This is a genomic window from Citrobacter portucalensis, from assembly GCF_023374935.1.
GTDB lineage: Bacteria > Pseudomonadota > Gammaproteobacteria > Enterobacterales > Enterobacteriaceae > Citrobacter > Citrobacter portucalensis.
The window spans coordinates 699720-713451 of record NZ_CP092466.1 but is presented as its reverse complement, the minus strand read 5'-3'; the positions used below and the strand labels follow the sequence as shown (position 1 = coordinate 713451).

12 protein-coding genes are annotated in these 13732 nt (G+C 54.7%); 7 read left to right on the top strand and 5 right to left on the bottom strand.

All coding sequences use genetic code 11. From position 1 onward, the window contains the following. Nucleotides 1–40: 40 nt before the first annotated feature. Together glnE and LY264_RS03475 are read right to left on the bottom strand one after the other, a co-directional pair. Entirely contained in the window at nt 41–2881 is a 2841-nt protein-coding gene (glnE, locus tag LY264_RS03480; RefSeq protein ID WP_071692250.1) for a bifunctional [glutamate--ammonia ligase]-adenylyl-L-tyrosine phosphorylase/[glutamate--ammonia-ligase] adenylyltransferase, read from the bottom strand. A gap of 125 nt (nt 2882–3006) precedes the next feature. Further along, complete coding sequence (locus tag LY264_RS03475) at nt 3007–4308, bottom strand: CYTH domain-containing protein (protein WP_048225562.1); 1302 nt, start codon at nt 4306–4308, stop codon at nt 3007–3009. Nucleotides 4309–4549: 241 nt separating this feature from the next. On the opposite strand from LY264_RS03475, the gene LY264_RS03470 reads away from it, so the two are divergent. After that, nucleotides 4550–5170 (top strand): TIGR04211 family SH3 domain-containing protein, encoded by a 621-nt coding sequence (locus LY264_RS03470; protein ID WP_003828434.1) that lies wholly within the window; start codon nt 4550–4552, stop codon nt 5168–5170. A 62-nt stretch (nt 5171–5232) separates the two neighbouring features. Further along, nucleotides 5233–6468 (top strand): multifunctional CCA addition/repair protein, encoded by a 1236-nt coding sequence (locus tag LY264_RS03465; protein WP_048215522.1) that lies wholly within the window; start codon nt 5233–5235, stop codon nt 6466–6468. 109 nt (nt 6469–6577) lie between these two features. On the opposite strand, the gene bacA is transcribed toward LY264_RS03465, so the two are convergent. Together bacA and folB are read right to left on the bottom strand one after the other, a co-directional pair. After that, nucleotides 6578–7396 carry an undecaprenyl-diphosphate phosphatase gene (gene bacA / locus LY264_RS03460; protein ID WP_048225564.1) on the bottom strand — a complete coding sequence of 273 codons (819 nt, stop codon included), beginning with the start codon at nt 7394–7396 and terminating at the stop codon, nt 6578–6580. A gap of 86 nt (nt 7397–7482) precedes the next feature. Then, entirely contained in the window at nt 7483–7851 is a 369-nt protein-coding gene (folB, locus tag LY264_RS03455) for a bifunctional dihydroneopterin aldolase/7,8-dihydroneopterin epimerase (protein WP_003024659.1), read from the bottom strand. 106 nt (nt 7852–7957) lie between these two features. Between folB and plsY the strand changes: the two genes are divergently transcribed. Next, a complete protein-coding gene (plsY, locus tag LY264_RS03450) occupies nt 7958–8575 on the top strand; it encodes a glycerol-3-phosphate 1-O-acyltransferase PlsY (protein ID WP_003828443.1) in 618 nt (205 codons plus the stop codon). A 31-nt stretch (nt 8576–8606) separates the two neighbouring features. Here plsY and ttdR read toward each other — a convergent pair whose 3' ends face one another. After that, entirely contained in the window at nt 8607–9548 is a 942-nt protein-coding gene (ttdR, locus tag LY264_RS03445) for an L-tartrate utilization transcriptional activator TtdR (protein ID WP_032945042.1), read from the bottom strand. 213 nt (nt 9549–9761) lie between these two features. On the opposite strand from ttdR, the gene ttdA reads away from it, so the two are divergent. The 4 genes from ttdA to LY264_RS03425 all read left to right on the top strand — a co-directional run bounded on the left by ttdA (nt 9762) and on the right by LY264_RS03425 (nt 13732). Further along, entirely contained in the window at nt 9762–10670 is a 909-nt protein-coding gene (ttdA, locus tag LY264_RS03440) for a L(+)-tartrate dehydratase subunit alpha (protein ID WP_003828445.1), read from the top strand. Beyond that, a complete protein-coding gene (gene ttdB / locus LY264_RS03435) occupies nt 10667–11272 on the top strand; it encodes a L(+)-tartrate dehydratase subunit beta (RefSeq protein ID WP_003828447.1) in 606 nt (201 codons plus the stop codon). The genes ttdA and ttdB overlap by 4 nt, the downstream gene beginning before the upstream one ends. Nucleotides 11273–11320: 48 nt before the next feature. Beyond that, nucleotides 11321–12784 (top strand): anion permease, encoded by a 1464-nt coding sequence (locus LY264_RS03430; RefSeq protein ID WP_048225566.1) that lies wholly within the window; start codon nt 11321–11323, stop codon nt 12782–12784. 123 nt (nt 12785–12907) lie between these two features. After that, nucleotides 12908–13732, top strand: a complete 825-nt coding sequence (locus LY264_RS03425; protein WP_197086625.1) for an urease accessory protein UreD — start codon at nt 12908–12910, stop codon at nt 13730–13732.

Here is a 13732-nt window from a genome sequence, read left to right as displayed (position 1 = left end):
CTCTGAGGGTCTTAAAATTTGCGCGCGATAATAGCACACTTCACTCGGCAACCAGCCACTTCCGCCAGCTGTCACGCACCAGCGTACGTTCAGCGTCAAAGTGCTCCAGCGCCACATGGCCTGGAAGTTCCTGCAACGCAAGATGATGAAGTTCATCACGCAACGTCGTATAAGCACGGGTAAGCGCCAGCGCTTCCTGCTCGTCCATAATGTCGTTTTGCGCCAGTAATTCCAGAATGCGCACGTTATCCGACCAGCGCGTCAGCTTCGGTTTTTCATGCGCATAGAGCAGCACCAGATACTGCGTAATAAACTCAATATCTGTGATGCCGCCTTCATCCGCTTTGATATCAAAACGATCGCGATGCTTATTACCCAAATGGGCACGCATTTTCTCACGCATTTCGCGCACCTCGGTCTGCAAGGTTTTCCCATCACGGACGAGGGTCATGATATCGCGACGAATCGCATCAAACTGAGAGGTCAACTGCGGGTCGCCGTACACTACGCGAGCACGCACCAGAGCCTGATGCTCCCATGTCCAGGCTTCGTTACGCTGATAATCGGCAAAAGCGTCAGCTGATGTCACCAGCATCCCCGCCGCTCCTGACGGACGCAAACGCGCATCCACTTCGTACAAAATACCGGACGAAGTACGGGTACTAAAGAGGTGCATAATGCGCTGCGCCAGACGCAGATAGAACTGTCGCCCGTCAATCTCACGCTCACCGTCCGTCATCACGTCCATCGGACAGTCATGCAGGAAGATCAAATCGAGATCCGAGCTGTAACCCAACTCCCAACCGCCCAGTTTGCCATAGCCGACGACGGCAAAACCACGCCCCTCACGTTCGCTAAGATGAGTGGGTTGACCGTAGCGCGCGACCATCTGCGTCCACGCCTGCTGGACTACCGCATCAATAATAGCTTCCGCCAGCCAGGTTAAATGATCGCTCACCTTCATCACCGGCAGTGTACCGGCGATATCGGCCGCGGCAATACGCAGTAACTGCGTTTGCTTAAACTGGCGCAGAGCCTCAAGTTGCTGCTCTTCGTCATCTTCCGGCACGCGCAGCAAATACTGGCGCAGCTCATCACGGTAAGCATCCGTCGCGGTAGGTTGATACAGGGTGTTCGGATCCAGCAGTTCATCGAGCAACAGCGGATACCGCGCCAGCTGGCTGGCGACCATCGGCGAGGCCGCACAGAGCGAAATCAGATGCTTCAGCGCCCCGGGGAATTCACTCAACAACTCCAGATAGGTCGTACGGGTAACGATCCCCACTAGCAGCGGGGTAATGCGCGATAGCGGGACTGAGGCATCGTCACGCGTACAGACATCGCTCAGCAGATGCGGCATTAAATGATCCAGCACCTGGCGTCCGCGTGGGCCAATGGTGCGTTTATCCAGCTCTTTGCGGAAATCAGCAATCAGAGACAGCACGCGCCGGCGATCGTCATCCGCCAGATGCGTCAGCACCGGCGTGGTGTCATCTTCCTGTAAGGCGTCCTGCCACAGTTCGCACCACTGTTCTGAGAGCGACTCTTCCTGGCTTTCAGCTTCGTCATCGCCAATCAGCTCGTTAAATACCCGGCGTACGTTGTCCATATGATTGGCCAGCACATCAGTTAATTGCTGCCAGTCATCAACGTTCATCCCCCACGCCAGCCGCGCGCGATTCAGTTCATCGCCTGGCAACGTTTGGGTCTGTTCATCATTGATGCTTTGCAGCAGGTTTTCCAGGCGGCGTAAATAGAGATAGGCTGCTCGCAGTTGTTCCGTATCGGTATCAGACAGCAGGTGCAGCGCATTGATGGCGCTAAGCGTCGGTAACAGCGAGCGGGATTGCAGCGACGGTTCACGTCCGCCGCGAATCAGCTGGAATACCTGCACGATAAATTCGATTTCGCGAATACCGCCCGCCCCCAGCTTGATGTTGTCTTTCAGACCACGGCGGCGCACTTCACGCGCAATCATCCCTTTCATGTTACGCAACGACTGGATCACGCTGAAATCAATATAGCGACGGAAAACAAAAGGCCGCAGCATGGCACGAAGCTCGCTGACGTAAGTGCCGTCGGCATCGCCCATAATGCGGGCTTTGACCATCGCATAGCGTTCCCAGTCGCGCCCTTGCTCCTGGTAATAATCCTCCAGCGCAGAGAAGCTCAGTACCAACGGACCGCTGTCACCAAACGGGCGTAAACGCATATCCACCCGATAGACAAACCCATCCATTGTGGGCTGATCTAATACCTTAATGAGCCGCTGGCCCATACGGGTAAAGAACTGGGCGTTATCCAGCTCGCGGCGCCCGCCCTGTGTGCTGCCATGTTCTGGCCAGGCAAAAATCAGGTCGATATCGGAGGAAAAATTCAGCTCGCCGCCGCCCAGTTTCCCCATGCCTAAAATCAGCAGCGGCTGCGCCACACCTTCAGGATTACAGGGCGTACCCCATTCGCGACAGCAGGCAGCGTATAACCAGTCGCGCGCGGCGACGATCAACGTTTCAGCCAGATGGCTTAGCTGCTGCAAAATACTCTCTTCGGTCACCAGCGACAGCGTCTGTGCCCAGGCGATACGCACCATAATGCGACGGCGAAACAGGCGTAACTCACGCATCAGCGTGTTTTCATCACTAACGTCAGCCAATGTTTGCTGTAACCAGTCGGCATAGTGTTGCCATTCATCCGCCAGGGGTGGAGCGCTTTCCAGCTCAGCCAGCCATTCGGGATGGGCAATAATGCTGTCACGGACAAAATCGCTGAATGTAAGTACTGACTTCGCCTGAACGCTAAGCGAGGACTCAGATATTGCTGCTGGCAGCCGCTCAACAACGGTCGGCCAGTACTGCTGTAACGGTGAAGAGAGCTGCTTCATTTACGGGTTATCCTTTGAATGGTGCCGGATGCGTCTTTTCGCCTTATCCGGCCTACATGACAGTTACACACATCGCGTAGGCCTGATAAGCGCAGCGCCATCAGGCATCCCGGCCTCGGCCCTGATTATCGTTTTCCGCTGTGCAGCCAGAACGGTTCCAGTGCAATTGCCTCGTTACGGAAGTGTTCAATTTCAATATATTGGTTGGCCGCAATGGCGTGGCGCAAACCCTGCCAGTTGGCGATCCATTCTGATGCGACATTTTCATCGTAGTATCCCGCCAGCATCAGCATGCTATCAATGTTGCGCGTCAAACGTGGAAGCTGATCGGCGTACTGATCGCCCAGCGGCTGCGCAAAAGCGGTTTTCAGCTCAGCGGCATGGCGTGAAAGATGGGTATCCGAGAAACGCTTAAAGGAGTCGGCAATTTTTCCCTGCGCCTTCGCATCAAGGAACGGCTGCCATCCTTTGGTCACCAGCCATTCGGTCAGCGCCAGCTTGGCCATTGCCGTTTGCGTGCTGTAAACCGCCGAAACAGCAGAAACGTCCGACGAAATGATCGCTTCCGACTGGGTCAACAAATCACGTAAGTGAGCGCTCGCTTTTCGCGGCACATTACCGCCAAACAGCATCAGAATGTGACGCACCAGGCCCATAGCCGCCAGCACCTCGGCTTTCGCCCCTTTAACGCCGCGCACCCACAGCTCTTCATGGTACTGCCACTGTGATAATGCCAGCTCCAGCGCCGCTTCCAGCCCCTGCTCAATACTCGCTTTCGCCGGAACTTTCAAAATGCGTGTCGGTTTGAGTTCGCGCGGCGCATTCCCCTGAGCCAGGTGATAACCGCGCGCTGCTTTGCTCAAGCTACCCTGGCGTAAACCGGTTTGCGAAACCAGCTGGTTTGCCAGCTTCAGTACCGCACGGGTATCGCCGCTTAGCAGTTCAAGTTCAAGCTCACAGATAGGTTCTGCAAACTCGCCCGCTTTCACCTCCCCCAGATCGAGGGCCATTTCAATCCGGCTGCCATCAACATCAACCAACCATTTCTCACGGTAAAAATCGGTGCTGAACAACGGCTGCACTTGAGAAGCAAGTTCAGCAGGCAGCTCGCCGTCAGGCCAGACTTCCGTTGGGAACAAGGTGAGGTCCAGCTCAGGCGCGTTTAGCGCAACGTTATATTCCGGCCGCTGGTGCAGTCCGCCCGTCACGCGTCCGGCAATTTTCATGGTCATTTCGTAATGACCATTTTCACCGCGAATACGCAGCCCTATATCGTGACCACGCAACCACGCATCCGGTGTTTCGTAGTAGATATTCAGCAACTGACTGGGCGCATGATGCTCTCCCCCCAGCGTATTCAGACGTTCACGTAGCGCATCTACAACATCACTATTGACGATAAATTTTAATTCGATTTCCTGGGCCATGGTCTTGTACTTATGGGTTATGTCACAGTTGAGAAAACTGACTGCGAACTAAGTTCGTTCTTTATGGTCAGTAGATAGTATTTTGCGCCAAATTGCCATGCAACGAGCAATTTGACGGGCGTAAAAGTTTCGAGTGGTGGCAAAAAGGACACAGATGATTCCGATTGATGTCGAATGCTTTGCGTAGAGACACTGATGCCACTACTATCGTTCCACTTTCTATGACAATAACGACAGCCTGATGCCAAAATTACGCCTGATTGGATTAACTTTACTCGCACTTAGCGCCACTGCAGTCTCTCATGCCGAAGAAAAGCGCTATGTCTCTGACGAACTGAACACCTGGGTCCGCAGCGGTCCGGGAGATAATTATCGCCTCGTGGGTACGGTTAACGCCGGCGAGGAAGTCACGCTATTACAGACCGATGCCAACACTAACTACGGCCAGGTGAAAGACAGCACCGGTCGTACCGCCTGGATCCCGCTGAAAGAGCTGAACAGTACGCCGAGCCTGCGTACCCGCGTTCCCGACCTGGAAAACCAGGTTAAGACCTTGACCGATAAGCTCAATAATATCGATACCACGTGGAACCAGCGCACCGCCGATATGCAGCAAAAGGTCGCGCAAAGCGACAGCGTGATCGACGGACTGAAACAAGAAAACCAGAAGCTGAAAAACGAGCTTATCGTGGCGCAAAAGAAGGTCAGCGCAGCCAACCTTCAGCTTGATGACAAACAGCGCACCATCATCATGCAGTGGTTTATGTACGGTGGCGGCGTGTTGGGTCTTGGTCTGCTGCTCGGCCTGGTTCTGCCACACATGATCCCAAGCCGTAAACGCAAAGATCGCTGGATGAACTGAATCGCCTTCTCCGCCACACTGACATATGATTAAGGGATCATAGTTTTCAAAAGGAAAGTGGCGTGAAGATTTATCTGGTCGGTGGTGCTGTTCGGGATGCGTTATTAGGGCTACCGATTAAAGATAAAGATTGGGTTGTTGTTGGCGCCACGCCGCAAGAGATGCTCGACGCGGGCTACCAGCAGGTAGGCCGCGATTTTCCCGTGTTTCTGCATCCGCAAACCCGCGAAGAGTATGCGCTGGCGCGTACCGAACGTAAGTCAGGCTCGGGGTATACCGGGTTCACCTGCTATGCCGCCGCAGATGTCACGCTGGAGGCCGATCTTCAGCGTCGTGACCTGACCATCAACGCAATCGCCCGCGATGACGACGGGGAGATTATCGACCCGTATAACGGACGCGACGATCTGGAAAACCGTCTGCTGCGCCATGTTTCATCTGCCTTTAGCGAAGATCCGCTGCGCGTGCTGCGCGTGGCGCGCTTTGCTGCCCGCTATGCGCACCTCGGTTTTCGTATCGCTGACGAAACCATGACGCTGATGCGTGACATGACCACCGCTGGTGAACTGGAGCATCTGACACCAGAGCGGGTGTGGAAAGAAACCGAAGGCGCATTAACCACCCGTAACCCACAGGTATTTTTCCAGGTCCTGCGCGACTGCGACGCACTGCGCGTCCTGTTTCCGGAAGTGGATGCTTTGTTTGGCGTTCCAGCCCCCGCACAGTGGCATCCGGAAATCGACACCGGCATTCACACGCTGATGACGCTGTCGATGGCAGCCATGTTAAGTCCGGAGGTCGACGTGCGTTTTGCTACGCTGTGCCACGATCTTGGCAAGGCATTGACGCCTAAAGCGCTGTGGCCGCGCCATCATGGCCACGGTCCGGCAGGTGTTAAGCTTGTCGAACAACTGTGCCAGCGCCTGCGCGTGCCGAATGACATCCGTGATTTAGCCAAACTGGTTTCCGAGTTCCACGACCTCATTCATACCTTCCCGATCCTGCAGCCGAAAACTATCGTTAAGCTGTTTGATTCCATCGATGCCTGGCGCAAACCGCAGCGCGTGGAGCAAATCGCCCTCACCAGCGAGGCTGATGTGCGTGGGCGAACCGGTTTTGAAGCGGCAGATTATCCGCAAGGCAGACTGTTGCGCGAAGCCTGGCAGGTTGCGCAGGCGGTGCCAACGAAAGACGTGGTTGAAGCTGGATTCAAAGGTCAGGCAATTCGTGAAGAACTGACCCGACGTCGCATCGCGGCGGTAGCCAGTTGGAAGGAGCAGCGTTGCCCGAAAGCGTAGACACTGCGTTGCCGAATGCGCTGTGCTTATCCGGCCTACAGGTTCGAAACGGATATAACCCGTAGGCCGGATAAGGCAGAACGCCGCCATCCGGCACCACGGTAAGTCATCAGAAGAACACGACGTAAACGGCAGCCGCCACAATAAAGCGGTAAATCGCAAACGGAATGAACGAGATGCGTTTAATCAGTTGCAGGAAGGTTTTGATCGCCACCAGCGCCACGATAAACGCCGTCACAAATCCGACTGCAAACATCGGGATATCTGATGCGCTGAGGAAAGACCAGCTCTTGTAGAGATCCAGCACCGTCGCGCCCATCATCATCGGCACGGCCAGCAGGAAGGAGAATTCAGAGGCCGCGTAACGACTCACGCCCATCAGCATGCCGCCAGAAATCGTCGCCCCGGAGCGAGAAAAACCCGGCCACAGCGCCAGACACTGGAAACAGCCAATCATAAACGCCTGGCGATAGGTCATATCATCCAGCCCCGGCGCACGCGGCTCCTTCGGCTTCAGGCATTCCGCGGCAATCAGCAGTACACCCCCCACCACCAGCGCATACATCACGTTGATCGGGTTAAACAGCGATTTGATGGTGTCGTGGAAGATTAGCCCCAGTACCACGGCTGGAATCATCCCCAACAGGATATGTCCCAGCGTCAGTCGACCTTTGCCAGTGCCTTCATGCGGAGCCTTGCCGAAGTGAATGCCGATCAGGCCAAACAGACGTCGCCAGAACATCACCACAACGGCCAGGATAGAACCTAACTGGATAACCACTTCGAATGTTTTTGCAGTGTCACCCTCAAAACCCAACAGGTGGCCAACAATAATCATATGGCCAGTACTGGAAACGGGTAAAAATTCCGTCAATCCTTCGACCACACCCAAAATTGCCGCCACCAGCAGCGAGTGCATATCACTCATTAATAAACCCCTAGATAGAGAAACCACGGCAAAAAAGAGCCGACGAAAGGACCCTTTTATACCCGTTTGTTTTAGAAATTATTAAATTAATTATTTTCTTTCAGATTATTGCCACGCTCAATGATAACCCCGACGTTCGCCGCACGGGCTACCGCGCCAGGTTTACTGAGTTTGATCCGTACCCAGGGAGAATTAAAGCGGCTAAGCAGGAGATCTGCCACCTCTTCCGCAACCCGTTCTACCAGCGCAAAGCGCCCACCTTCCACATGATTAACAACCGTTTGAGCAATATCAGCATAGCTCAGGCAATCAGCCACATCATCGCTTTTAGCCGATTTGCGGTTATCCCATGCCATTTCGATATCGAACACCAACCGTTGTTCGATCGTTTGTTCCCAGTCGTAAACACCAATAGTGGTGATTACAGAAAGTTGCTCTATAAATACAATATCCATCACGACCTGCCTGCTTTTTGGCTAACCCGGATACCACTTCCGGCGAAATATGCGTATTATCCACAGAAGTAGCGTTTTACACGACATTTTCAAAACGGAACAGCTTATGAGTGCAATCGCGCCTGGAATGATTATCTTCGCGTACCTCTGTGGCTCAATTTCCAGTGCTATTCTGGTATGCCGCCTTGCTGGATTGCCGGACCCGCGCGACAGCGGCTCTGGGAATCCGGGCGCGACAAACGTGCTGCGCATCGGTGGCAAGGGAGCCGCCGTCGCGGTACTGATTTTCGACGTCCTGAAAGGTATGTTACCCGTCTGGGGTGCCTATGCGCTAGGCGTCAGCCCCTTCTGGCTGGGATTGATCGCAATCGCCGCCTGTCTGGGCCACATTTGGCCGGTGTTCTTCGGCTTTAAAGGTGGGAAAGGCGTTGCCACAGCCTTTGGCGCGATTGCGCCGATTGGTTGGGACTTAACTGGCGTGATGGCAGGGACCTGGCTGCTGACCGTCCTGTTGAGCGGCTACTCGTCGTTAGGCGCTATCGTCAGCGCGTTGATCGCCCCTTTTTACGTCTGGTGGTTCAATCCCCAGTTCACTTTTCCGGTGTCCATGCTGTCGTGCTTAATTCTGCTACGTCACCATGACAACATTCAGCGTCTGTGGCGTCGTCAGGAGCCGAAGATCTGGACCAAACTGAAGAAAAAACGCGAACGAGACCCCGAGTGAATTTATTGTCGGATAGCGACGCAACGGCGTCTTATCCGGCGTGGGGGATGTGATACCCCTCCACCGGTTTGCCTAATCGGTTCTGACACCACGTCGCCAGAAATTCCACGCACACGCGCAGCTTCACGCTGCGATACAGCGGCTCCTGATAAACCGCCCAGATATTAGCGCTCTGCGCATAGTCCGGCAGCACACGCACCAGTTCACCGCTGGCCAGAAACGGCTGCACATCCCATTCAGAACGCAGCATGATCCCTTTTCCCTGTAGCGCCCACTGCAACACAATCTCACCGCTGTTAGAGGAAAGATGTCCCGCCACCTTGACCGACTTTTTCTCCTGACCATTGTCCAGTTCCCACACCCCGTGAGTCATATCGCGTTCTTTGGTGACCAGACAATCATGACGACTTAATTCCTGTAACGTCATCGGCTCACCGTATTTTTGTAAATACGGTGGGGCCGCACACAATATTCTTTTGTTTTTCGTTAACAAATGCGCAATATAATAATCCGGTATCTCGTCATTAATACGAATATCTAAATCGATATTATCCTGCGCCAAATCAATTTGCCGATCGTAAAGCTCAAAATGCACCTGTAATTCAGGGTAGCTATGCATCAATTCGGTAATTGCCGGTGCAATATAACTGCGCCCAAAGCCAAAACTACAGCCGATACGAATCATCCCTGCCGGGCGCGTTTTGAGTTGCGTGACGTCATCGACCAGATGCTGATAGCCCGCGAGGATCGCCTGCGCATGTTCATAGCAACGTTGACCACTCTCCGTGAGCGCTACACCACGCGCAGAGCGGCTTAGCAGCGTCGTCCCAAGCGTGGACTCTAGGATCTGAATGCGTTTTGTCACAAACGCCGGCGTTTGCCCCAGCGTCGCGGCGGCGGCGCTGAAGCTGCCGCTATGCACAATTTCAACCAACACCTGCAGGTCTTTCGCAAGGGGATACGTGTTCAGCATGATCGGTCTATCCGTAATGTTGTTCACCGCAGTGTAATTCTCTCATGCGTCTTAAACCCTGCCTTTGCGCAATTTTTATTGCCTTATCCGGACATCATTCACGAACTGTTAATTAGATATTCACAGTGGCAAATAATATTAATCCACATTTTTAGTGGTAGTTTGTGGCGGAGAATTTATTTCCAGATAAATAAAAGAACTGGAGTTAACAAGATGAGCAATCAAAATAACCAAAATGCGATAAATACGCTGACGAACATTGTCGCTGATTTTACCGCCATGATTTCTACCCGCATGCCCGATGACGTCGTGGATAAATTAAAACAGCTGCGTGAAGGCGAAACCTCGCCGATGGGTAAAATCATCTACCACACCATGTTTGACAACATGCAGAAAGCTATCGACCTGAACCGCCCAGCCTGTCAGGACACCGGCGAGATTATGTTTTTCGTGAAGGTCGGTTCCCGTTTTCCGCTCCTCGGCGAACTGCAAAGCATTCTGAAGCAGGCCGTTGAAGACGCCACGGTAAAAGCGCCGCTGCGCCATAACGCGGTCGAGATTTTTGACGAAGTGAATACCGGCAAAAATACAGGTACCGGTGTGCCGTGGGTCACCTGGGACATCATCCCTGATAACGATGACGCGGAAATCGAAGTCTACATGGCAGGTGGCGGCTGTACGCTGCCGGGACGCTCGAAAGTGTTAATGCCTTCTGAGGGCTACGAAGGTGTGGTGAAATTTGTTTTTGAAAATATCTCCACGCTGGCAGTCAACGCCTGTCCGCCAGTGCTGGTGGGCGTAGGTATTGCCACCTCCGTAGAAACCGCCGCCGTTCTTTCTCGTAAAGCGGTGCTGCGCCCTATCGGCTCACGTCATCCGAATCCGAAAGCGGCCGAACTGGAACTGCGTCTGGAAGAAGGACTTAACCGTCTGGGCATTGGTCCGCAAGGATTGACCGGTAATAGCTCGGTGATGGGCGTGCATATCGAATCCGCCGCGCGCCACCCGTCGACTATCGGCGTTGCCGTCTCTACTGGCTGCTGGGCCCACCGTCGCGGCACGCTGTTGGTTCATGCTGACCTCTCCTTCGAAAACCTGTCTCACACCCGGAGCGCGTTATGAAAAAGATCCTCACAACCCCGATCAAAGCCGAAGATCTGGCAGACATTCGCGTTGGCGATGTCATTTACCTGACCGGTACGCTGGTGACCTGCCGTGACGTTTGCCACCGCCGCCTGATCGAACTGAAGCGCCCGATTCCTTATGACCTGAACGGCAAAGCCATTTTCCACGCGGGCCCGATCGTACGTAAGAACGGTGAAAAATGGGAAATGGTTTCCGTCGGCCCAACCACCAGCATGCGTATGGAAGCGTTTGAGAAAGACTTTATCGAGCAGACCGGCGTCAAACTGGTGGTCGGCAAGGGCGGCATGGGACCGCTGACGGAAGAAGGCTGCAAGCAGTTTAAAGCGCTGCACGTCATCTTCCCGGCAGGCTGCGCAGTCGTGGCGGCAACCCAGGTTGAGGAGATCGAAGAGGTGCACTGGACGGAACTCGGCATGCCGGAGTCCCTGTGGGTGTGTCGGGTAAAAGAGTTCGGCCCGCTGATCGTTTCCATCGATACCCACGGCAATAACCTGATCGCTGAAAACAAAAAGCTGTTCGCTGAACGTCGCGACCCTATCGTCGATGAAATCTGCGAGCACGTGCATTACATCAAATAACCCTCCCGGAGAGGCGCTACGCCTCTCCCCTTTCGTAGGGATACAACAATGGCACCTTTAGCTGGTTGGTGGCGATACCTGGCTCCGCTGGTGGTCATCGCCATTATTGCTGTTCTACCCGTCCCCACCGGTCTTGAGAGCCACACCTGGCTCTATTTTGCCGTCTTTACCGGTGTGATTGTCGGGCTTATTCTGGAACCTGTACCGGGCGCGGTAGTGGCGATGATTGGCATTTCGATCATCGCCGTCCTTTCTCCGTGGCTGCTGTTCAGCCCGGAGCAACTCGCGCAGGACGGTTTTAAATTTACCGCCAAATCGCTGTCATGGGCGGTATCTGGCTTTTCAAACTCGGTCATCTGGCTGATCTTCGCGGCCTTTATGTTTGGCACGGGCTATGAGAAAACCGGACTCGGTCGGCGAATCGCGCTGATGCTGGTGAAAAAGATGGGGCATAGGACGCTGTTTCTCGGCTATGCGGTGATGTTCTCCGAACTTATCCTCGCTCCCGTCACACCTTCCAACTCCGCGCGTGGGGCCGGAATAATCTACCCGATTATCCGCAACCTGCCGCCGCTGTATAACTCACAGCCCAATAGCGCCAGTTCACGCTCCATTGGCTCATACATCATGTGGATGGGTATTGTCGCTGACTGCGTTACCAGCGCCATTTTCTTAACGGCAATGGCGCCGAACCTGCTGTTGATCGGTCTGATGAAAGGCGCGTCCCACACCGCGCTGAGCTGGGGTGACTGGTTCTTAGGCATGCTGCCGCTGAGCATTTTGCTGGTGCTGATTGTGCCGTGGCTGGCGTACGTGTTGTATCCACCGGTGCTGAAATCCGGCGATCAGGTTCCACGCTGGGCGGATACCGAACTAAAAGCGATGGGACCGCTCTGCGCTCGCGAGAAAAAGATGCTGGTGCTGATGGTCGGCGCGCTGGTGCTGTGGATCTTCGGCGGCGATTATATTGACGCTGCGATGGTCGGATACAGCGTGGTGGCGTTGATGCTGGTGCTGCGCATCATTAGCTGGGATGACATCGTCAGCAATAAAGCCGCATGGAACGTCTTTTTCTGGCTGGCCTCGCTGATCACGCTGGCCACCGGGCTCAATAACACCGGTTTTATTACCTGGTTCGGCAAGCTGCTGGCAAACGGGCTGAGCGGTTATTCGCCGATGATGGTGATGGTAGCGCTGATCGTGGTGTTCTATCTGCTGCGTTACTTCTTTGCCAGCGCCACAGCCTATACCTCCGCCCTCGCACCGATGATGATTGCCGCCGCGCTGGCAATGCCGGAAATCCCGCTACCGGTCTTCTGCCTGATGGTTGGCGCCGCCATTGGTCTGGGCAGCATTCTGACCCCGTACGCCACCGGCCCTAGCCCTATCTACTACGGCAGCGGCTATTTACCAACAGTGGATTACTGGCGACTCGGTGCTATTTTTGGCCTGATTTTCCTCGTGCTGCTGGTGATTACCGGTCTGGTCTGGATGCCCCTCGTTTTACTGTAAAACCCTGGTGGGGCGACGTATTGTCGCCCCTTTATCCATAAGCTTCTCATATGATCGATTTCCCGATGCGCTGAGGCATACTTTTTTGTATGCAAACACCCTCATGCTGATAGGGGAAACGCTCTGGACACGGTTGCGCACGAGACACTCACACGGGGCTGGCAGGCCGAACTGGATCTGCATTTTACCTGCACCGGGCACAAAACGGTGCTCGCCTCGGCGCGTCATCATGGTCCATTGACGGTTCAACGCCCGTTTTACCCGGAAGAGGACGTCTGCCATCTCTATTTACTTCATCCACCGGCGGGGATCGTCGGCGGGGATGAGCTCCATATCGCCGTAACGCTCGACGAAAACAGCCACGCGTTAATCACCCAGCCTGGCGCGGGAAAGTTTTACCGCAGCCGTGGACCGCAGGCATTGCTGCGCCAGCATTTTACCCTCGCACCCCACGCGACGCTGGAGTGGCTGCCGCAGGATACGATCCTCTTTCCCGGCGCCAACGCCGCTATTCAGACCGTCTTTCATCTGACATCCGCAAGCCGCCTGCTGGCCTGGGATCTGCTGTGTCTTGGCCGACCGGTTATGCAGGAGACCTTCAGTTACGGCACGCTGCAAAACCGCCTGGAGGTATGGCGAGATGGGCAGCCACTGCTGATAGAACGCTTGCAGTTGCAGGAGGGGAATCTGAGCGGCGTCGCACATCATCCCTGGGTCGGCACGTTGCTGTGTTATCCGGCCAGCGAACATATGCTCGAGGGCACGCGGGAGCGGCTTACGGCGCTGGGGGATTATGCCGGGGCAACGCTTAACGACTCGCTGCTGACAATTCGTTTTCTTGCTAGCGACAACCTGGTTGTCCAGCGCGTTATGCGCGACATCTGGCAATTTCTGCGCCCGCTGCTGACACACAAAGCGCCCGTACTCCCGCGAATCTGGCAAACCTAA